This is a genomic window from Mycobacterium sp. NTMscope_Eco_3, assembly GCF_976985685.1.
In genome coordinates this window covers 1-21,110 of the sequence record NZ_CDRJYZ010000005.1, presented here as the reverse complement: position 1 = coordinate 21,110, position 21,110 = coordinate 1, and the positions used below count along the sequence as shown (strand labels likewise).

At 65.1% G+C, this 21,110-nt stretch carries 19 protein-coding genes; 5 read left to right on the top strand and 14 right to left on the bottom strand.

Features of this window, described 5'->3' with window-relative positions:
- Together AC0KTM_RS29795 and mobF are read right to left on the bottom strand one after the other, a co-directional pair.
- Positions 1 to 639: Ig-like domain-containing protein (locus AC0KTM_RS29795; protein ID WP_472417600.1), on the bottom strand; the 639-nt coding region annotated here is incomplete at its 3' end.
- Positions 640 to 1,050: 411 nt separating this feature from the next.
- Positions 1,051 to 3,885: a MobF family relaxase gene (gene mobF / locus AC0KTM_RS29790; RefSeq protein ID WP_042910282.1), complete on the bottom strand. Its 2,835-nt coding sequence runs from the start codon at positions 3,883 to 3,885 to the stop codon at positions 1,051 to 1,053.
- A gap of 649 nt (positions 3,886 to 4,534) precedes the next feature.
- Between mobF and AC0KTM_RS29785 the strand changes: the two genes are divergently transcribed.
- The gene (locus AC0KTM_RS29785; RefSeq protein WP_154074436.1) at positions 4,535 to 4,687 is read left to right on the top strand and encodes a hypothetical protein; all 153 of its coding nucleotides are present in this window, start codon (positions 4,535 to 4,537) and stop codon (positions 4,685 to 4,687) included.
- Here the strand turns inward: AC0KTM_RS29785 and AC0KTM_RS29780 are convergent.
- The 3 genes from AC0KTM_RS29780 to AC0KTM_RS29770 all read right to left on the bottom strand — a co-directional run bounded on the left by AC0KTM_RS29780 (position 4,684) and on the right by AC0KTM_RS29770 (position 9,042).
- Entirely contained in the window at positions 4,684 to 5,862 is a 1,179-nt protein-coding gene (locus tag AC0KTM_RS29780) for a helix-turn-helix domain-containing protein (protein ID WP_154074439.1), read from the bottom strand. The genes AC0KTM_RS29785 and AC0KTM_RS29780 overlap by 4 nt on opposite strands.
- Before the next feature lie 988 nt (positions 5,863 to 6,850).
- Entirely contained in the window at positions 6,851 to 7,597 is a 747-nt protein-coding gene (locus AC0KTM_RS29775; protein ID WP_042910280.1) for an NYN domain-containing protein, read from the bottom strand.
- Between the two features lie 743 nt (positions 7,598 to 8,340).
- Entirely contained in the window at positions 8,341 to 9,042 is a 702-nt protein-coding gene (locus tag AC0KTM_RS29770) for a ParA family protein (RefSeq protein WP_054585403.1), read from the bottom strand.
- Between the two features lie 211 nt (positions 9,043 to 9,253).
- Here AC0KTM_RS29770 and AC0KTM_RS29765 point away from each other — a divergent pair, with 211 nt between their 5' ends.
- A complete protein-coding gene (locus AC0KTM_RS29765) occupies positions 9,254 to 9,412 on the top strand; it encodes a hypothetical protein (RefSeq protein WP_154074437.1) in 159 nt (52 codons plus the stop codon).
- Between the two features lie 224 nt (positions 9,413 to 9,636).
- On the opposite strand, the gene AC0KTM_RS29760 is transcribed toward AC0KTM_RS29765, so the two are convergent.
- From AC0KTM_RS29760 to AC0KTM_RS29740, 5 genes are all read right to left on the bottom strand, one after another.
- Positions 9,637 to 10,632: an ERCC4 domain-containing protein gene (locus AC0KTM_RS29760; protein ID WP_042910278.1), complete on the bottom strand. Its 996-nt coding sequence runs from the start codon at positions 10,630 to 10,632 to the stop codon at positions 9,637 to 9,639.
- 239 nt (positions 10,633 to 10,871) lie between these two features.
- Positions 10,872 to 11,432: a hypothetical protein gene (locus AC0KTM_RS29755; protein ID WP_083651534.1), complete on the bottom strand. Its 561-nt coding sequence runs from the start codon at positions 11,430 to 11,432 to the stop codon at positions 10,872 to 10,874.
- An 8-nt stretch (positions 11,433 to 11,440) separates the two neighbouring features.
- On the bottom strand, positions 11,441 to 12,013 hold the full coding sequence (locus AC0KTM_RS29750; protein WP_042910277.1) for a recombinase family protein: 573 nt from the start codon (positions 12,011 to 12,013) through the stop codon (positions 11,441 to 11,443).
- Between the two features lie 217 nt (positions 12,014 to 12,230).
- Positions 12,231 to 13,412, bottom strand: coding sequence for an NAD(P)/FAD-dependent oxidoreductase (locus tag AC0KTM_RS29745; protein ID WP_042910276.1), 1,182 nt, complete (start codon positions 13,410 to 13,412; stop codon positions 12,231 to 12,233).
- A gap of 201 nt (positions 13,413 to 13,613) precedes the next feature.
- Positions 13,614 to 14,231 carry a mycothiol-dependent nitroreductase Rv2466c family protein gene (locus AC0KTM_RS29740; protein ID WP_051445808.1) on the bottom strand — a complete coding sequence of 206 codons (618 nt, stop codon included), beginning with the start codon at positions 14,229 to 14,231 and terminating at the stop codon, positions 13,614 to 13,616.
- Between the two features lie 193 nt (positions 14,232 to 14,424).
- Here AC0KTM_RS29740 and AC0KTM_RS29735 point away from each other — a divergent pair, with 193 nt between their 5' ends.
- From AC0KTM_RS29735 to AC0KTM_RS29725, 3 genes are all read left to right on the top strand, one after another.
- Complete coding sequence (locus tag AC0KTM_RS29735; protein ID WP_051445812.1) at positions 14,425 to 14,742, top strand: metal-sensitive transcriptional regulator; 318 nt, start codon at positions 14,425 to 14,427, stop codon at positions 14,740 to 14,742.
- 171 nt (positions 14,743 to 14,913) lie between these two features.
- On the top strand, positions 14,914 to 15,345 hold the full coding sequence (locus AC0KTM_RS29730) for an MmpS family transport accessory protein (RefSeq protein WP_042910275.1): 432 nt from the start codon (positions 14,914 to 14,916) through the stop codon (positions 15,343 to 15,345).
- Positions 15,342 to 18,200: an MMPL/RND family transporter gene (locus AC0KTM_RS29725; RefSeq protein ID WP_051445807.1), complete on the top strand. Its 2,859-nt coding sequence runs from the start codon at positions 15,342 to 15,344 to the stop codon at positions 18,198 to 18,200. The genes AC0KTM_RS29730 and AC0KTM_RS29725 overlap by 4 nt, the downstream gene beginning before the upstream one ends.
- Before the next feature lie 584 nt (positions 18,201 to 18,784).
- On the opposite strand, the gene AC0KTM_RS29720 is transcribed toward AC0KTM_RS29725, so the two are convergent.
- From AC0KTM_RS29720 to AC0KTM_RS29705, 4 genes are all read right to left on the bottom strand, one after another.
- Positions 18,785 to 19,360, bottom strand: a complete 576-nt coding sequence (locus AC0KTM_RS29720) for a hypothetical protein (protein WP_139315447.1) — start codon at positions 19,358 to 19,360, stop codon at positions 18,785 to 18,787.
- Positions 19,361 to 19,595: 235 nt separating this feature from the next.
- Positions 19,596 to 20,114: a YflT domain-containing protein gene (locus tag AC0KTM_RS29715; RefSeq protein ID WP_051445806.1), complete on the bottom strand. Its 519-nt coding sequence runs from the start codon at positions 20,112 to 20,114 to the stop codon at positions 19,596 to 19,598.
- 113 nt (positions 20,115 to 20,227) lie between these two features.
- A complete protein-coding gene (locus AC0KTM_RS29710; protein WP_054585745.1) occupies positions 20,228 to 20,509 on the bottom strand; it encodes a hypothetical protein in 282 nt (93 codons plus the stop codon).
- 55 nt (positions 20,510 to 20,564) lie between these two features.
- The coding region (locus AC0KTM_RS29705; protein WP_472417599.1) for a L,D-transpeptidase at positions 20,565 to 21,110 on the bottom strand (546 nt) is incomplete at its 5' end.

Here is a 21,110-nt window from a genome sequence, read left to right as displayed (position 1 = left end):
CGGCGCGCCGTAGATGTTGGCCGCCGCGGTGATTTTCGTGCCCGCCGCGTAGTAGTGCTCCGGGCGCCAATGGGCGTTGTGGTCATCAACCCAATACCAGGAACCCTCGACGGCCGGAGCGGTCGTCACAGTCAGTCGGCGCTGCGCGGCCGCGCGATCGATGATGGGTTCATCAAAGTGGGCGACAATGACCGTGCCCACCCCGTAGGTGCCGCCGTCGCGCAGCGCCGCACCCGACGTCGTGGTCAGCGACACCGAAGCCTGAGTGCTGGGCGTGAGCGTGGTGAAACTCGACATCTGCGACGCGAAAGTTCCCGTCTGCCCACGACTGACCACGGTGAGGGTGTAGCTGCGGCCGTAACCCAGCGGCCCGCCGAGCTTCCACACCAGGTGATCGGGGGCCATAACACCTGGGATTGGCTTGTCTTGGTCGTTGACCATCCGCACGTCAGACAGCGTGCCGTTGACCGCGCTCACCGTGACCGCACCCAGCGGATCAACGTTCACCGCATCGGGGCCCGGAGTGACAGTAACGGTCGCAGGCATTTCAGCGCGCGGGACCGACGCTGTGAGCAGCGCACCGTTGTGGTCATCGCCTCGCCCGATCACCACCACCGCCACCGCCATCACACTGATCACAACGACCGCGCTAAGACTCAGGCGAGTTCGTCGACCGATAGACACCAGACGCCCCTTCTGTCCCTCTCACATTCGTTGTCACCGCCGTCGCGCAGGCTGCGACCAGCAAGGCATCAGCAGCTCCAAACCCCCGCCGACCTCGAGCATCGTAAACATTGAAGCTCGGGACCGGCCGAAGCTGCCGAATAGGGCAACCGCTGCCCCACCGCAGCGCTCCGAAGGCCGAACCCCATACCCCTTCAGGGTATAGCACGTCACCAACTTGTCCTGGCCGACAACGGCATCAACGATGACCCGGCCCGCACGCTCCACCCGCGAGCCCGAGCCCACGCCGACGAGGCCATCGGCGCCCGCGCATGCGGTGTGCGCAGAATTCGACCAAGGGCAACCAGCCAGCAAGTCTGCGATTTATTACAGTTCCAGCCCGTAGTCCTGGCCCTGCTCGCGATCCTGGTTGCGGCTGAGGTGTTCGTCGATGAAGCGTTGCTGCTCGATGCGCTCATCGACGGTGGCCTGAATCGACTGCCAGTAGGCCGCGCGGCGCCGTTGGACGGCGTGGGCGCGCCGGTCCAGCAGGTGTTGGACACGCTGGGGCAGCTGCTCGCGGCCTTCGGCTCCGGCGGCCACGTCGTGGGCGGTGTGGGCTTGGTCGTGGCGGGTGCCGATGATGTGGCGGGCGAGGTGGGCGGCTTGGCGGCTGGTGCCGCGGCGCGCCAGGTGCACACCCGGCTCGAGCTGCGCGGCGTGTTCGTGTTCGGTTTCCCCAGCCCGCCGCTCGTACAAGTACGCCTCATTTGATTCGCGGCCGCGGGTCAGCGCGACATACAGCAGGTTGCGGCTGGTGTGTTCGCCGAGCACGGCGTGGGTGGTGTCGGCGGTGACGCCTTGGGCGGAGTGCACGGTGACCGCATAGCCGTGAGTGACATGTTCCTGGAGGTAGTCGCCGGTGAAGGCGACACGCGCGCCATCAGAGAGCCGGCGCGCGGCAATCCGGTCATGGTCGGAGTCCACGGCGTAGACGCGCCAGCGTTGCCCGTTGCGCACCGGATCCGCGGCCTTCGCGAAGTCGGCGGCGTCATGAACCGGGTTGGTGGGGTCGTTGCGCCGGCTGAGGATCACATCGCCCTTGGCGATGCGGTGTCCGCGCGCCGCGCCGACGGTCGGCAACGCGCTGTCGATGGTGTCGTCGTGGATGCGCCGGTTGAGCGCATCGCACATTTCTGTGGTGTCGCAGATCAGCAGCGTGTCCTTGCCCGCCGCGGTGTCGGCCTGGTAGCCGGTGAGGGCGTCGGCGGCCATCGCGATGTCATCGCCGGTGTGCAGCCGCCCGTTCGCCCGGTACCAGTCGACGGCGCGCCGGATCGGGGCCGGGCCACCGTCCCTGAGCGCCAAAGACGCGGAGCGTTCCTCGGGGTCGCGCATCCGCCACACCTCCGACAGGGTCTGCGTCCACGGCAAGTCTTGACAGAGTTGGGCGAACATTCCCCCGCGGGCCTTGACCGGGCTCAGTTGGTGGGCATCACCGACCAGCACCGCCTTGATGCCCGCCTTCGTGGTGGCGGCCAACAGTTGGCGTAGATCGTCGGTGCCGATCATGGCGGCCTCATCGACGATCACCACACCGGGCCGGCGCAACGTCAGGGTTCCGTCACGTAACGATTTAAGCGCCTTGGCCACGGTGTAGCCGACATCCCCGGCACCCTCCCGGATAGCGACATCAACCGCCTTGCCGGTCGGGGCCACCACCATCACCTGCCCCCGAAACCGGCGCGCCCCGGCCGCCAGCGCGCGCAGCGAAGTGGTCTTACCCGCCCCGGCCGGCGCCGACAACGGACACACCAACCACGGCGAACCCGCAATGCTGTGCACCGCGCGCTTCTGGTCGGGTGAGAGCCCGGCGGCATCGTGCTCGTTGACCCAGATCTGGGCCCGCACATCGCGGGCATCCACCAGGTCCAGCACGCCTTGTTCTTCGGCCAGAAACGCCTCCAGGGTGAACCGGTCATGGCCCTCACGCTGATGCGCCAACCGGGGCGCAGTCACCCGCAAACCCAGTGCGTCGACGGCGGCCTCCACCATCTCCCGCGGCCCACGCTCGGTGTCCACCGGCAGCTGCGCCCCGATCACCTCCACCAGATCGGCGCGGGTGAAGGTGGCCTTATCCATCGCCTCCGCCGCCGCCAACAGCCGGCGCCGATCCAACGGCGCGGTAGCCGCCGCACTCCACGCCTGTCGCGCTTTCCGCGCCTGGGTGTAGGCGTCCCGATCAAAACGCAGACCGCGCGCATCCGCGCGCCAATCCTGCGCTAGTTGCGCCCACGCCAACTGCTCGGGCTTGGACGGACGGGTGGCCTTTTGCGCGGCCCCCAACTGCGCCGCCGACAGCCCTTTGGCCGCGTCGACGACGGTCAGATTGTCCGCGGCCCACTCCCGCAACGCACTCGAACGCTGCGACCACGCCGTGATCGTCTTGGGGTCGATGCCGGCAATCTCGGCCATCCCCGTTTGTGGGTCCACCGGCGCCCACTCCAACCCCAACGACCGGTGCAGCTCGCGGCGCAGCGTCGCTTGGTAGATCACCCCGGCGGCTTTGGCTTCGTGATACAGCGACGTGCCATCCACCGACACCAACCGGCCGTCGCCGCGGGCCTGCCGATTCGGGACCAGCACGTGAGTGTGCAGGTGCGGATCCCCCGCCCGCGACGTCTCATGCTGATACGCCACCGCCACCAACCCCGGCAACCGCACCAGGTCCTTGTCCCCGGTGACCGAGTTATGCACCCGGCTGTAGCCGGCATGCGCGGCGAGGTATTCCAGCGCCTCGGCGATGGCGGTGGTGTGCGCGGAAAGGACCGCTTTGTCGGCCACGTCATCACCGCGCAGCGCACGGATCAGCGACACACTTTTGGGTGCGCAAAACGTCAAATCAAACCCATGCACCGACCGCTTGCCGAACCCACGCCCGCACACCCCGTTCGGCGCGGCCCCCTCATCCAGCCAACGCGCCACCACCTCCGGATCAGCATCCCCGCCCGCCCGCTCCGTGTCGCTCAACCCCACCAATTCCGCCGCGGCACGGGCGTCGCCGGCACACAACCAAGTGGGGGTGCGGGTGTCGTGCTCGCCGTAATACTCCCCCAACCCACCACCCGCCCGCTGGGCGTCTTTGGCTGCCTGCCCAGCTGCGCGGGCGGTGTCGTTGTAGTAATTGACCGACCACCGCGAGAGCTTCGCAATCGTCAACATGGCCCACCACCCCGCTCGCGCGCCGCCGTCAGGCGACCCATCCTGCTGGGCAAACAACGTTTGCCCAGCAGGCAGCCTCGCACACCCTTGTGCAAATGTGCCATGGCGACACGCAGGTAGGAGCAAAAGGTTTGCTGGGCACGGGTGCGGCAGAGGCTGAAGGAAGCCCAGGTAGGCGGGAGATTCGGCAGAAAAGCGGGTGGGATAAACCTGCGGAAGGGTTGGATAGCAGAGGTGACGGTGGACGACGATGCGGAGCTGGCGACGCTTGTGGCGCCGCGTCGACGACCTCTCCGCCGAGCTGCCCCCGCCGGTCGGCGCGCGGTGCGCAACGCCATCGCCACCAACGTGCTGTCGGGCTGGCATCCCAGCACCGACGAACATCACCCGCCTGGTCGCCTTCGCCGCCGGCAAAACCAGCCTGGGCCGACTACCTAACTGCCGGCACCCACCCCGCCCACACCCGACAGTGCTAAGCACACCTAACAACCCGATTTTCCCGACCTGATTAGGCCGGCTAACACGTCGAGTGGGCATCCGGCAGCAGCCGCATACCGGGCGCCAAATCACGTCGCTGCGACGCCGGCTTGGGGCATCACCGATAGACGATGGGAACGCCGCACCGCCCAGGCCGAAACGAGGCAAACCGATGGACTATGAGACCGCATTGACCGAGCTGCTGGTGCGCCGCGCTCAGCTCGGTAGTGAGCGCGTACTCGACTGGCTGGTGTACGGGACACCGCTGGCGCGGCTGCCGCGCCTGGACGTGGTGTGCGGGGATCACCGCGCCGGCCCCTACTAACCGCGCGGCTCGGACCTGAGTGGAGGCGTGCGGGCCGCGGCCGCCGCGGCCGCCACCCGCGCGGCATCGTGGGCGGCGGCGCGGGCGCGTTTGCGCGCCGCGGCACGCGCGGCTTCGGCCGCTATCGCCCGCGCGGCGGTATGCCCGGCACTGCCCAGCGCGGCGCGGCCGGCGGCGCGGGCGCGCTCATGTTCGGTGTGGGCGGCGCGCTGCGCGGCCAGGTGCGCCTGGTGCGCGGCGCGCTCGACGGCTTCCCGCGCTTCGTCGAGGGCGGCCGGGCGCTCCTCGAGGCGCTCGCGGCCATGCCAGGCCAGCATCGCGCCCAACAGCCCGATCGGCTTGTGCGGAGCATCCGGAATCCGCCGCCCGCTCACTCCCGCCCAGTCCCCGATGAGCGCGTTGAGATCGCGCGGGCTCCAGCCGTGCGCGGCCGGCCCGGCCAGGATCGCCGCCCACGCCGCCGCGCTGTGCCGGCGCGCCCACGGCGGAGCATGGGAATCGGCGCGCCACGCCCGCGCCAGGCCGGCGCCCCCGGCATCTGGTGCTCGGCGGCGCGGCGCGCCGCCCTGCCGGCGGCCCGCAGGGCCACCGGTGCCGGTAGTAACCACTTGGTTAGGTGAGTGTTTATCCCTAACGGGACCGCTACGCGGGTGGGGTGACAGCCCAGACACCAAGCCGGTGAGCTGCCGGTTATCGTGCAGCGCCCACACACTGGCCCAGCCCCGACCCCGGTCGCCCACCCGCCAGGACGCCAACCGCTCCATGCGGGTGCGCTGGCGACCGCGCAGCACCTCAGAGGCCACCCCCAACAGCCGCAGCACAGCATCGGCGCGCTGCACGGTACGTACCGAGTAGCCGGTATCGGCGGCCAGCCGCTCATTGGAGGGCCGGCAATTCCGGCCGGTGCCGTAATCGGCATAGCCCGCGCGGGCCGCAGCGACCGCCAGCAGCGCTCGGCGGCTGATCGGGTTACCCGGCATCAACGGGCGCACCGCGGTGTCATAGCGGCAGTCATAAGCCACCGCAACCGTGAACGTGGCCCACCGCTGCGCTCTCCCACTCCAACACGGCACCCCCGCATATGGGGCCTCACCGAGCTCGAGCACGATCACCGCGGCGATCGCGCGGCAGTTGGCGGCCAACAACGCGCCGGCGCGCGGGCCCGTGCGGGCCACACCGCGGCGTGGTCGGACTGCGGTGCATCCTCGATACGGGATGGCGCACAAATCCACACGTGGTGTGGACAAAAGTTGATCACAGTGCGCGGCGTTGTCTGGAACAGCTGACAGGTATGCGCTACCGTGAGACGAGTCGCTCAAGACACGTCCCTTTCAGGGGCAACGGGTGCGGACCCGGAACCGAGCTGGTAACTCGGCTTGAACCCTCAGACAGGGCCCCGCTAGCGCGGGGCCTTTGTCATGTCAGCGGGGTGGTCCGCACGCTATGAAGATGTCGCGGGGGTGCCGACTCTCGGGCCGGGAGCTAGATAGCGAGCAGCAGGACCTCCCGATCGAGGTGACGTACCGCTTCGGTGCGGCCAGTCGCGATAGCGAGCAAATCGGCGGCAGCCGAACCCGCAGCGATGGAATGCCTTGCAGCGCAGTCACGAAGAACCGCGTAGACCTGCGACGGGACGCGCAACTTGGTGGGTCTGCTGCCGTCGTCGCGGGCCGCGGTAGGTCGGCCGCCACTGGGTGCAGGTGTGGGTGCCGCGGGTAGGAGTGCCGCTTGGTGAACGTCGCGGGCAAGGGCCGGATAACCGGTGGCGATGGCCAGCAGGTCGGCCGACAACTGGCTAAGGCTCGTGCCGTGGTCAGCGGCTCGAGCCTCAAGGTCTGTGTAAACAACCGCGGCGATCGGGGCGAGAACTTGATCACGGGCACCCTTGTGCGTGCTACGTGATTGAGCCATGCGGTGATCATTCCTGCGACATAAAGACTTACCGGGTAAGACACGCCGTCAAAGCGTGACCTTTTCGTGATGGAGAGCCCGCCGCCGAAGCACGCCTGCGAGCGACAATTTCGGGGGAAGCTGGTGGTGTACGAGGTGCGTCGGTCTGGCCGATGCGGCTTGAGGGAATTGCGCCGGCGCAAGACTCGTTGCATACTGGTGCCATACCGCCCGTCCCCGGAAGGGGGCGGGTTTTCACTTTGTGGGCCAGTTTCACCAGGGTAGAGGCTTATGGACTCCCCCGGTTGGGTCGGCGAGCTGGCAGGCCCTGAAGTCGGCGTCGGCCATTTGATACCACCAGTGGTTTCCGGCTCCGGTGGTGGCGGGCGCGCTGAGTGAGGTGGCGGTGTATCCGCGGGTGGGGTTGACCAGGCCGAGCGGAACCAGTTGGCGCACTTGGTCGATGGGGAATTTGAGGTCTGTGTCGTTGCTGATGACCACCGCACCTTCGATGGGCTTGTGTCCTGGTTGTCCTTTGAGGACATCGAGGAGGAGGTGGGCGGCCACGTTGACGTCGGAGCCTTTCTCTTCTCGGCGGGCGACGGACACGATGAATCGGGCGCGGGGCTCGTCCTGCCCGGCGTCGTTCTTGATCATGACGGGGCCGCCGGGTGCGGTGAGGATCGGTCGGCCGCGCCTGTTGGGTGTGGCGAGCGGAGCGCGGGCGGTGCGGGTGACGTAGTTGCCGTACTCGATGTGGTCGACGATGTTGCCTCTGGTGAGCGCAGCGAGGTAGGCGTCCTGCTCGTGCTGCCCAACGGGGTTGTCGACGCCGGAGATGCGGGCGGTGCAGTAGACGATGCGCTCGACGGTGACGTTGGTCCACGGTGAGTGGTTGGTGATCAGGTCCGTGGCCAGTTGCCGGAGGTCCAACCAGCGCCACCCTGGGGTGCTGGGGCCACAGAGGAACTTGCCGCCGTAGTAGAGGTTGAACCCGTCGATGTAGACGCCCACTCGCATGAGGTGGAACGGTAGCGGCCGATTATCTCCTCCCTCGGGATGTGGCCTGAGGAAAAATTGTTTCTTTCTTGTCCCTTCCTCGTAGTGGCCGTCTTGTGCGGTGCGGTGTGGCTGTCAAAGGCTCGACCGTGGTCGACCGCGTAGCGGCATTGGCCTTGACAGCCACACCACACCGTTTCACCACAATGGGCGGCCCGTAGGAAAGGGGCAGCGCCCGGCACTACGACGGGCTGTAGCGGCGGCGATGCCGCTTGACCCGGCTTTCAAAAACTACAGAGTTTGTAACTTCGTAAACTACAGAGTTACAGAGTTACGGTCTTACAGACCGACAGACTCACGGAGTTCGATTTCTGTGGATCCTGTTAGGTCGGATTCTCGGCTCAGCAATAGGTCGATGGCCACTCTGATGAGGGTGTTTTCGGTAATCCGCTCGCCCCTACCTGCGCGGAGGCGGTTGAGGCTTCGGCTGAGGTCGCTGAGCTGTCCGTATTGGTCGGCGCGCAGGCGGGTCTCTTTGCGTTCGAGTTCGTCGTAACGGACCCATTGTCCGGGTGTGGGCTTTCTTGGACTGCGGCGCGCTGGCCTGCGAGGAGTGTGGTGGGCGGGAGTCGATGCGGCTGTTTCAGACGCTACCGGAGCTGTTGCGGCCGCCGGCGGCGGGTTGGGGGCTGATTCGGGCTGTGGCGACAGGTCGACGGTGACCCGTTCGCCGAGGGTTGCGAGGTCAACTTTTCGGCCTGCCATCACTGTCCTCCTGGGTTTCGTGCGGAGACGGCCAACTGTGTGTGGCGTCCGATCGGGGTTCGCCAGTCGGCGAACATTTCTAGGGCGACGGCACGGTATTCGCTGGCGGCCTCGATGGAGTACCTGTCTCTCGGGTACTGGGTGACCACGAGGCCCTGGGCGGGGGCATAAGCGTGCGCAGATAGCAGCCGGGTGGATGCCCGGAACCGGTGTATCCCCTGCTCGTCGAGCATTCTGAAGGCATCGTCGCGCATGCCTGCGGCGCGGCCGTCGATCTTGTTGCACAGCACCCGGTAGGGGACGCCGCTGGGGGCGATGAGTGTGCGGACGGTGCGGATGAGCGGCTCGACGGATAGCGGCGCGGGCTCGGTCGGGATCACGGCGTAGTCCGAGCTGGCGAGGACGGTCTTGAGGATTGCGCGCCCTTCAAGGCTGCCGGGGGTGTCAACGAACACGACGTCGTATCCCTCGGCCTCAGCCTTGTCACGCAGCCCGCCGAGCTGGGTGACATCGGTGGCGGTCGCGAAGTCGAAGGGGCGGTGCTCATCGTTGATGTTGGCCGACCACCATGAGGCGGACGCTTGAGGGTCGACGTCCACAACGAGTGTGCGGGAAGCCTCTGCGGTGACGCCGGCCAGGCTCATGCACGTGGTGGTCTTGCCGACGCCCCCTTTTTCGCTCAGCACAGCTACAACCTGCATATTTCCTCCCGGAGTTCGTAAGTCTGTGAGTTTGTATATCCGTAAGTTACGAACGTACTGAGTTTCGGAGTTACAGACTAACAGAGTGACGAGTCTTGGCGCGCCCGAGTGGGCTTGGGCTACGGTGCGCGGCCCTGGGAAACGCGCAACTTCCCAAAGGAATCACTGGACCCCCTCCCATTGCGTGGGGGCCAGGGCGGAAGGACGCGCGATGACGCGGCGACGACAAGATGATCGGGACCAGGGCGACGACGAGGGGCGTCCGGTGTTGCGGTGGCTGCGACTCGCGCGCGATACCGCAAGTGGCCTAGTGCTGATGTACGAGCTGGTGGATCACCTGTACACCGTGGCGGGGTGGCTGGTGGGGTAGACGCGACCTGCACACCATCGACCACTAATCGGTTACTGGTCTGAGCTAAAAGTCCGGGCACCCCGTGGCATCGTCCCGGCGGTGATCCTTAACGAGCCAATTCCAGGGGGCCTCCCAATGAAGCTGCTGTCCCAATAACGAACGTTTTCGGGACAACGCGCCAAGCGGGTGAGATAGCCACACCGCGGTCCGCCACCGCGGTTTCAAGGCAGTCCGTGGACGCTTTAGGTTCGGTTGGGCGAGTTGGCGTCGTGCCAGGCAGCCCAAATTTCGGGGCGCAGGCGCCCGCGATCGGGCACCGGCAACCCGGCGCTGCGGGCCCAGGCGCGGACCTCCGCAGTGGACGGTGTCGGCGCGACGGATGCCTGGTCGAGTTCTGTGGCATCGATCGTGGCCGGTGAGATGCGTTGCAGTGCAGCATGTTCGGTGACTGCCCAGGTGTGGGCGGCGGCCAGGAATCGGTAGGTCCATTCCTGGGCGAGCTGGCGGGTCTCGCAGAACACGACGGGCACGTTCGGCCAGCGGATCTGCAGCTCGGCGAGCCCGTCAGCAATCAGAGCGGGGCGAACCCGGTCGAGTTTGAACAGTTGTGAGTAGCGGTCCTCGATCACGACCGCCGCCCGCGGGAGCGCGGCCAGCTCGCCGACCTGGTAGCGCAGCTTGCCGCCGGTGAGGCTGGCGACCAGATCGGCCAGCGATTTGCGCTCCACGCTGGCCACGAGCTGGCCGTCGATGACGATGCCGTAGTCCCCGCACGGTAGCGCCCGCTTCACCGTGGTGACCTGCTGGGTGGGGAATCGGTAGGCGTACTGCTCGTGGCTGTCGATCACGATCGCCAACTCCTCGATGCCGTGGGCGCGGGCGGTCGGGGTGCGCACGTTCGGGCGGGCCTGCTTGCGGGTGCGCGGTGACTGCCAAAACACCGCGTCACGGCCTCGTGCCTGGGTGAACACGAGTTGGGAGCGGTTGTGCCGGGATCGGTCGGCGATCACGTCGATCGCCGCGCCGCGCCGATGGCACGACCTCAGTGGCACTCGTTCGACGATTACCGGATCCTCGGGCCACTCCTCCAGCGGGACCGGGTAGGCGAACAAGGCCTTCTCCCGCGGCCAAGTCCCCGACGTGCGGAAAAGCAGGTCACCGCCAGCCAGCGGGACACGCAGCAACAGCCGCAGCCGGGACTCGTCGTCGGGATTGACCGCGATCAGCAATTCCGCCACAAGCCCTGAGTCTGCCGGGCCTGGCCCTCGGCGAGGCGAGCGCATCACCGCATATGCGGGGATGTCTTACGGGATAGGTGCCGGTGGCATCAACGCGTATGCGCAGGTGCCGCCCATATGGGTGCTATGGGGATATAGTGGTGGGGACGCCGATGCCATTGCGGTGAGCATCGGAAGTGAACCCCAGGAGATCCTGCCGGACGACAGGGCCTGGGGTTTCGCGTTTCTTGGGCTCCGACTCAGACGTCGACGAGCGTGACCTTCGACTCGATCAAGGCGTAGCAGTGCCGGTCACCGCAGCGCATTTGAGTGACCGCTCCACAGCAGGCATCGGCGATCCAGAGCATGGGTTCTGCTGGGCCACCGACATGGTCCATGTGAAGCCCGCCGTCGAGGATGCGCTTGCGGCGCAGGTAGTCAAGTGTTTGGTGGTCCCGTTGGTCATCCTTGCGGCCGCGTGATTCCAAGATCGCTTGCCTCACTCCCATCTTGACCAGCTCGGCAAGCATCCGCTCCATACACAGGCGCCGTTGACGTTCAGGGCGGCCGGTGGTGGTTGCCTCCGAACGCACGACAACGAGGTGTTCGACGCGGAGTTCGGCGATCGTCTTGGCGATGGTTGCTTGGCGGCCGCGGTCTTCGTCGCGCCAGTGAAGCTTGCGGTGCCTTTTGCTCACCAAAAGCCCGCGCATGGCTTCTCGCACGGCCTCGGCATGGGTTTCTTCGCAGATGGCAGCGCTTAAGATGTACGTCCCCGGGTCCATTGCCTGGTTAGAGCCGGATTCGTCGAGCCACGCCACGAAACCCGTCAACCTTGGACCGCCGCACCAAGGTAGCGGTAGGCAGTCGCGCGCCCGATCCCAAAAGCCGTAGCCAGTTGGGCTACCGGCTCCCCGGTCGCCGCCAGACGGCACAGCTGCTGTTGTCGCTCAGCACTCAGCTTGGGTGGTTTGGTTGCCGGCAAGTCCCGGGCGCGGCGGGACTCACGGGATGCGGCGCGGCGTTCACGGCCGAGCTCGAGCTCAAGCTCGGCCAACGTCGCCATAATGGCGGCGACCGCGCGCCCGGTCGAGGTGGCGGTGTCGATGCCTTCGCGCAAGGCGCGCAACAGGATTCGGCGCTCACCGAGTTCGGCGATGGTGCGGGTAACTTCGGCGACCGAGCGGCCGAGTCGGTCGATGGCGGTGACGACGACGGTGTCGCCGGCGCGGGCGTAATCAAGCATGGAGGCCAGCCCTGGCCGGGCTGTCTTGGCGGACCCAGAAAGTTTGTCGGTAAACACTCGGTCGGCATCGACGCCGACGGCGGCAAGCGCGGTCAGCTGCCCGTCGAGGTCCTGGCCGGTAGTGCTGACACGGGCATAGCCCAGAATCGAGGTCACCGGCAAACCGTCTCATAGCCTGCGGCACAGCGGATTCGAGACACGCCGGTGTGAGACAACAAACGAGACGGCACGCGGCAGCGCGAGCTGCAAAAACTTTTTTGGAATCATTCCAATTTGGCTCGTCCCGATTCTCTATAACCGAGACAGCTTCCGGTTGAGCTGAAATATCAACGCTGGGCCCAGCGTAGCGGTCGGTTTTGCAGATTCGGTTTTCTTAGTCACCCGGCTTTGACGGTTGGTGCTCCCAGATCGCCCGCCAGTCGCGTTCTTCGTCCTGTTTGTCGTGGTGCAGCTGTTCTGAGGGCGGGCTGAGATGGATGGCTGGGTGCGGCAGGGCGAAGAAGTTCCCTTTGCCCAGCGCTGATGCACCACCGCCGGTGTCGAGGTAGCAGTAGCCTTCGCCGGACAATGCGGTGTCGGTGTCTGTGATGCCGAGATAGTGCAGGGCGTTGAGGGCGGCGGCTTTGGCGCCGTTTTTGGCGAAGATGGCGGCTTTGGGCAGCGATCGTCCTGACGGGGAGGTGGTGACGGTAGTGTCGCCGATCGCGAAAACGCCGGGGTGTTGGGTTTGCATGGTGGTGGCGTCGACCTCGATCCATCCCGGCCCGTCCAGTGTCACGGCGGGTTCGTGCGGAGGTATGAACACGAGCAGGTCGAAATCGGCATTTGCGCCGTTATGGAAGTGAATCTGTCGGGCGTCGGCGTCGATATCGGCGACGGCGTGCTCGCCGAAGAATTCGATGTCGTTGGCGTTGAGCAGGGCGACGAGTTCTGGTCCGGCGAAGGGTCCCGCTGAGGGCATCGGTTGCTTTTCGGGGCTGTACACCGAGATGTTCGCATGCTCGCGTGATCCCTTGTCGCGCAGTAGATCCGCGGCGAGCATCGCACCTTCGTACGGGGCGACGGGGCAGCGGTAGGGCTGCGAGGTGACCAGGAACACCAGTTTGCCGCCGGAGAATGTCTGCAGTGCTTCGTGTGCGTGCGCGGCGGCGTCTGTGCTGTAGTAGTGCACCGCCACGCCGCGTTGGGTCGCGTCGCGCAGTCCGGGGACGTTGTCGATGGCGTTGCGGGCGCCGGTCGCGATGATCAAGGCGTCAAAAGCGATGTCGCTGCCGTCGGCCAGGGTAACGCTGCGTGTCGCAGGGTCGATGGCGCGGACTGTCCCGGTCACCCGGCGGACTCCAGCCAATGTGCTGTCGCTGGGTCGGATCGGCACGCTGTCAGCATTGCGCCAGCCGCGCATGACCCATGGCAAGGTGAAACCCAGGAAATGTGAGAAGTCCTCATCGACGACGGTGATGTCGAGATCGTCAAGAGACACACCGGATTCGGTGAGTTCCTTGATGACCGTGAGTCCGCCGATACCGGCGCCGAGGACGACCAACTTTTTCGTCATTCTTCTGACCTCTTCCTTCTGCTGCTTTTCTGTGTCGTGCTTGTGTCCGGTGACGGACCCCTGCGGGTGGCCCTCACACCAGGGTCGCGGGGACCGAGCGTTTGACGGCACCGATGGGCAGTCCGCACCCGGCCCAGGTCGTCTTGCCGCAGGTAGGGCGCCGCACGGCATAACACATGACCGTCCTTGTCGCTGGGTTCGCTATGCGTGGGTGCGCGGACGCTCGAGCTGTGTGAACTCCGACGTGCCCACCAGGGTTGCGACCGCCTCGAAGATCGCCGATGTTTTGTCCGCGGCAGGCACCGAGGTGAGGACCGGCCCGAAGACGGTGTGTCCGTCGATCGTGATCAGCGGACTGCCCGAAGCCTCACCGAGCGCGTCTTGGCTGGCCTGATGCGAATCGTCGACCGCGGCGTCCAGGCTCGCATCCGACAGTGCCGCAGCTGTCACGTGGTGCGCGCCTGCCGCCGCAAGGACGTGCTTGACGAGGTCGTCGTCGAGGGCGGCTGACTCGTCGAAGTATCGGTGGCCGAAGGCGAAGTAGGCTTTGGCGATCGCGTCGGCGCCCAATTCGTCGCGCAGCGCGACCATCAGTCGCCCGACCTGCCGCGAGTCGCGCATCCGGGCCTGCTGTTGCTCCGGCAACTCACGTCCCGCGTTCAGTATCGCCAAACTCATGAGGCGCCATTCGATGTTGAATCCCGCCTCGTCGGCGGCGGTGGACAACCAGCGCGCTGTGTTCCACGAGAACGGACACACCGGGTCCAGCCACAACGTCAGTGTTTCGGAAGCCGTAACAGGCGGCTGCCGGTCAGTCATAAATGCTCCTCATCATCGAGAAAAATATTGTCAGACAACGCGTTTCCCAGCGATCAACTATCTAAAGGGGCGCTCCAGTGTCATACCCCCTACCGTATAGACAGTAGGCGGTGAGGGCAACCCACCGGGCGCCATCAGGTACTGACCGTCACCCTGTAACGTATACCTCCTGGGGTATGGTATGAAGATTGGCATGGTGAAAACTGCTGGCAAAGCATCCTTGGCGCAGCCGCGATCGGCGCACGCCAGCCAAGACATCGAAGCAACGCTGAACCGGTTGCGCAGAGCGCACGGGCAGCTCGGCGCGGTCATCTCGATGATCGAGCAGGGCCGCAGCTGCAAAGATGTCGTCACGCAGCTGGCAGCGGTGTCGCGGGCCCTGGACCGCGCCGGCTTCAAGATCATTGCGTCCGGTCTTCGTCATTGTCTCGATGCCCCCGGTGACCACGCCGATGGCCCAGCGCCATTGACGATCGAGGAACTCGAGAAATTGTTCTTGAGCCTCGCCTGAGGTGTCGGTCGCAGACCCCGGGCCGTGGAACGGGCTTCCTTTTACCAATACCCTGGGGGGTATGGTGCCGTGTGAGGGGTCGGCACGGGCTGCGGGAAGGCGGCGCTGACCTGCGCGGTCGGACGTCGGCCCTGGTCGTGCGGGGCACCGCAAGGATGAGAGGACAGCGCAATGTTGGCGACGCTGAAGCGTGCGTGGGTGCCGATTGTCGTGGTGTTGGTGGTCTTGCTCGGATCGATCGGAGTTTTCAAGCTGCGGGGGGTATTCGGTTCTGACCCCATCTTTTCGGCGACGGCAGGCCAGGCCCAGCAGCTACCCCAGATCAACGTCAAACATGTGACCTACGAGGTGTTCGGAGCCACAGGCACCGCGGGACGCGTGAGCTATGTCGACGTGGATTCCCGGCCCGCGCAGGCGAATTTCAGCAGCCTGCCCTGGCGTTACACGATAGCGACCACGATGTCGTCGGTGATCGCCAACGTTGTGGCCCAAGGCGATAGCGACAATCTCGGCTGCCGCATCACCGTCAACGGTGAGGTGAAGGACGAGCACCACTCCTCCGAGCATCATGCTCAAGTGTCGTGTCTGGTTAAGGCCGCATGACCGCCGGCAACCAGACGCGTCCGCGGTTGGCGCGGTTCGTGCGCAGGTTTGCGGTGCCGATCATCCTGGCCTGGCTTCTGGTGACCGTCGCGGTCAATGTTTTCTGGCCGCCGATTGAGTCGGCAGCGCGCAACCACGCGGTCACGATGTCGCCCCAGGACGCACCGTCGATGATCGCCTCGAAACAGATCGGTGCGACGTTTCACGAGTTCGATTCCGACAGCGTCGCCATGGTGGTGCTGGAAAGCGACACCAAGCTCGGTGAGCACGCGCACCGCTACTACGACGGGCTGGTGCACGAACTGCAGGGCGACCACAAGCATGTGCAGCACGTCCAAAACGTGTGGGGCAGCCCCCTGACCGCGGCCGGAGTCCAGAGCCGGGACGGTAAAGCCGCCTACGCCCAGCTCAACTTAGCGGGCAACCAGGGCAGCACACTGGGCAACGAATCGATCAAAGCGGTCCGCGTCGTCCTCGCCCGCACGCCCCCGCCCGCGGGGATGCGGGTTTACCTCACCGGGCCGGCCGCGCTGACCACCGACATGAACGAGGCCGCCGACAAAAGCATGCTGACCATGATGGGCGTGACCGGGGTGGTCATCATGATCATGCTGTTCCTCACCTATCGCTCTGTGAGCACGGTGCTGCTCGTACTCGCCATGGTCGGCCTCGAAATGGGCACCGCCCGAGGGGTCGTCGCGATCCTGGGCAACTACGATCTGCTGGGCTTTTCGACGTTCGTCGTCGCCATGTTGTCCTCGCTCGCTATTGCGGCGGGCACCGACTACGCGATCTTCCTGATCGGCCGCTACCAGGAAGCCCGCCAAGCCGGCGAAGACGCAGAAACGGCCTATTACAGTATGTTTCGCGGCACGTCTCATATCATCTTGGGTTCGGGGCTGACGATCGCCGGGGCCACCTTGTGCCTGCACCTGGCGCGCCTGGCGTATTTCAGAGCCCTGGGCATCCCGTCAGCTCTGGGTCTGTTGATTGTGGTCGCCGGGGCGCTGACCGCGGCGCCGGCCATCGTCGCCGTGGCGAGCCGGTTCGGTCTGCTCGATCCGAAACGAACTGTCAAAGTGCGCGGCTGGCGTCGCATCGCCACCGCGACGGTGCGCTGGCCCGCACCGGTGCTCGCCGCCTCGCTGGCACTGGCCCTGGTCGGCATCGCGATCATGCCGAGCATGAAAACCAGCTACGACGACCGCAACTACATTCCCGCAGATCTGCCCTCCAACGTCGGTTACACCGCCGCCGAGCACCACTTCAGCACTGCCACAATGAATCCCGACATCCTGATGGTCAAAAGCGATCACGACATGCGCAATGCCGGGGACATGATCATCCTGGACAGAATCGCCAAGGAGGTCTTTCGCACACCTGGGATCGCGATGGTGCAAAGCATCACCCGCCCGCTGGGCGGGCCGGTCGATCACACGTCGATACCGTTTCAGATCAGCGCGCAGTCGATCCCGATACGGGAAAACCTTCAGTTCATGAAAGACCGGGCAGCCGACATGCTCACCATGAGCGACGACCTCGGCGCCATGATCGGTTCGATGAAGCGCATGTACGGCTTCGTCCAACAGATGAGCGGCGCCACTCATCACATGGTCGGCGACGTGAACAACATGAAAGCGACGCTGGACGACATCCGAGATCACCTCGCTGATTTCGACGACGTCGCCAGGCCCGTCCGCAGCTACCTGTACTGGGAGCCGCACTGCCTCAATATCCCAGTCTGCTGGGCGACGAAATCGGTGTTTGAATCGATCGATGGCGTCGACAAGTTCAGCGAGAACATGAGAACGCTACTGGGCGATGTCAGCAACGTCGACACGTTGATTCCACAGATGGCGCAACAGTTCCCGCCGATCATCTCCGTCGCCACAGCGATGCGGGCAAGCCTGCAGACGATGCACAGCAGCTTCGCCGGCCTCGTCGACCAGATCGTACGGATGACCGACACCGCCAGCGCCATGGGCCAGGCTTTCGACGCCTCGAAAAGCGGAGACTATTTCTACCTGCCTCCAGAAGCGTTCGAAAATCCCGACTTTCAGCAAGGTCTGAAACTGTTCCTCTCACCCGACGGCCACGCCGCCCGCTTCATCATCACTCACGACACCGACCCGGCCACCCCGGCAGGTATCTCCGCGGTCACACCTGAACTCGACGCCGCGCACCAAGCCGTCAAAGGAAGCAGCCTGACTGATGCGCGGTTCTACCTCGCCGGGACCGCGGCGGTCTACCGCGATATCCAGGCCGGCTCGAAATACGACCTGATGATCGTCGGACTCGCGGCACTGACACTCATTTTTGCGGTCATGCTGATCATCACTCGCGCCGCGATCGCATCAATAGCGATCGTCGGCACCGTGCTGCTGTCACTCGGCGCCGCCTTCGGGCTGTCAGTGCTGGTGTGGCAGCACATACTCGGATTGGAACTGAACTGGATCGCACCGGTTTTCGGGTTGATCATCCTGCTCGCGGTCGGCTCGGACTACAACCTGCTCCTGGTCTCACGATTTCAAGAGGAAATCGGTGCCGGACTCAAAACCGGGATCATCCGGTCCATGGGAAGCACCGGCGGGGTCGTCACCGCCGCCGGTCTGGTGTTCGCGTTCACCATGATGTCCATGGCCGCCAGCGACTTGAGTTCCATCGGCCAAGCCGGCACCACCATCGGCCTCGGACTGCTCTTCGACACCCTGATCGTGCGCTCCCTGATGACGCCCTCAATCGCGGCTCTGCTCGGCCGCTGGTTCTGGTGGCCACAACAGACAGCGCCGCGCCCGACAAGCCAGGCGCTCCACCACGCGCGCAACGGGATCTCGACGAGCGGTGGTTCGCGGTGATCGCTGCGTTCTGAGAGCCCCAAGGCAGGAACGGCAGTGCCGGAAAGTTGAAAGTCATCGAGAATATGCAGGGCAGCGTCAAGCTGTGCGTCACACGTCGCCGGGCCCCGGTCGCTGACGATCTACCCGTGGTCGTCGCCTCATCCACCTCATAACGTCGCCGCCAACGCCGATCGCATGGGTACCTGGCGTTGCACGTCGCCGAGATCCCCGCCGCTGACACTCAGCTCCCGCTTAACCGACACCTCGGGTTAGAGCTCCGCGTCCTCAGTCCAGTGGGTCTCGCTTGGCACACGAACCCCCTGTCCGTCAGCGGTCATCAGGTGCAGTGTCAGTAGTCTAACGATGACCTGTTATCCACGGGCATGGCAGGGACCGTAGTTCCGTTTTGTCCCTTGTCATCTCAAGGTTCCCGACACACCCCAGACCCGCCGAATAGTTCTGAAGATTCGCCGCCACTTAGCCCTGAAGATCACACACAGCGGCCTGGGGCTACGGGTGGGGGAGAGGTCACCGGAAGACTGTCTCGGTTCTTCTACAAACGAGACACTGGCTGCGGATCTTCGGTCGAGGGAGCCGCGACCCTATCGAAGGGGCGGGCCGGCGAGGCGGGACCACCATGGCAGGCGGCGGACAAGCGTGTCGTCCAGGGCGAAGCGGTTGCCGAGTCCGTGCTCGAGCATCACCAGTAAGGCGCAGAACACGACCGCATAGATGATTGAGGGGCCGATGTCGGTGGCCCCCGGCGGGTACGGCGCCCCGAAGCCGCCGGCCGTGGTCCATACCAGAAGGCTGTAAATGGCCCCGGCGACGTAGACGGCGCGCCGGGCGACTCCGACGATCAGCGTGATTGCGATCACCGTCTCGACAGCAGCGCCCAGATACGCACCCATTGCGGGTGCGGGGCGTTCCAGCCGCAGTACGAAGTCGAACCACGGCGCAAGCCAGTGCGGCTCGGCGGCCGCGGTGGCGATCATGTTCGGCAGGAAGGTGGCGCGGAACCCGGGTTGCCACTTCAGCCAGGCGTCGATGCCCCAAATCACGCCGAATACGATCCGCACCGCCGCGGCAACCCACTGCCGCCGTCGGTCCAGGGCCACCGCCGGAGTCCTGTCGCCGGGTTTGTCAGTGGGATGAGCGGCCGCGGGCTGGCCCGTCACGGACGAATTCGCCAGTGACCGCCCCGCCGCGGCTGCCCAGTCCGAACCGGCCGGAACTTCAGTCCGGTTCCCCGAGCGCACCCAACTTGGAGCGAACCGCCTTAATTGAACCAACGGTGAGCCCTCCCCGGATGGCGTGGTGGTCGTCAACCAGCCATCCGAACTGCTTATTTGATCCTGAGAGCGAAGGGACTGTGCGTCGGCCTGCCCCTGGAAAACGGTCTCTGCTCACCGTTTACGCAGTCCGTGCCGCGTCTGAATCATCCACGCGTGATCCCGGGACGAAGCGGGCAGCGGCTTCTGCGGCATACTGCGCCGCGACGTAGACGTCGTAGCGCTGCGCCTCCAAGGCCTGCACGCTGGAAAAGTCACGCTTGCCCCGAGTGGAGGCGTGTGCGATAAAGCCGAATGCGGCACCCCAGAACGCACCAATAATCGACGCGACCAGCAGCATCCATACCCACAATGGACCCGCCGTGAAGATCGATAGAAGCAAGCCGACCAGCAGACCGAACCAGGCACCACTACCGGCCCCGGCCAGGGCGGCTTTGCCGGTGGTCATCCGCCCGGTGACATGTTCGACCGTGCGCACCCCGTCACCGATGATCCGAACGTGCTCGACGGGAAACCCGTCATCGGACATCTGATCCACCAACCGCTGGGCGTCCAAATAGTGGTCAAACGATGCCACCAGCTCCTGTCTCACAGACGGTGCATCGCCGCCCTGCTGTCCGGGAGGTCCAGGAACGGTCATGTCTGCGTCCTCGGGTGTCGTGGGAAAATTGCTTGCCGGGGTTACCCGCTGTAGCCGATCGTTATGCACGGCACTTGGGTCGTGCCTCGGCTAAGCCGATTAGCACATAGATTTTAATCAGAACACTGTCCCGATTCGAAGTCGGGTCGCAGCGAACGGACCTGCATGGTCAGGTCCCGCAGCAACCGTTCCTCGGGGCTGCCGACGTATAAATTCAGCCATTCCGTGAGAGCCGCCAGCAGGGGAGTCGGCAACGGGAATCCCTTTCCTACAACGACATGAAGGATCCGCTCGATCGCCAGATGGTTTTTCCCACAACCTAATTCGACAAACACCATCGTGCGCTGTTCACCAGTTAGGCATGGCCCTGCCGCGTCAGCCAGCAGCCACGCCATGCCTGCGTCTGAATTTATCGGTGTTTTGCTCGGGCTGTGGGAAGAGTTAGCCGGGTCAGGCGAGGGCACTTCCGGCCTGCCATTGCGTCCAAGGCACACTCCAGTCACCGTTGTTCTGCAACGACTGTGGCGGCCCCCCGGTGTCGCGGACGTCGACGATGTCGCCTGATCGGGAAAAATCGAAGAACCATTTGGCGTTGTCGCCGTTCAGGTTTAGACAGCCATGGGAAGTGTCGGTGTTGCCTTGGGCCCACACGGTGCTGTCGAGTTGGTGAAGATAAATCCCGTCGGGGCTGATGCGGGTGGCGTAGTTGATGGTCTCGCGGTAGCCGAGGTGGGAACTGACGGGCAAGCCATAGGTAGACGAATCCATCACAACCGGATTGGACTTATCCATCACCGTGTAGACCCCGGGCGGGGTCCAAAACGTGAGGGTCTGCCCGGCGACGGTTTTCGTGCCCCCCATGCCCATCGAGGTGGGCATGGTGCGCACCAGAACGCCGTTGTTGTAAACGTTGACCTGTTTAGTGTTGTCGTCGGCGATGGACACATGCGCGTCACCGATGGTGAACGACGTCTGCTTGTCCTCTTGACCGTACAG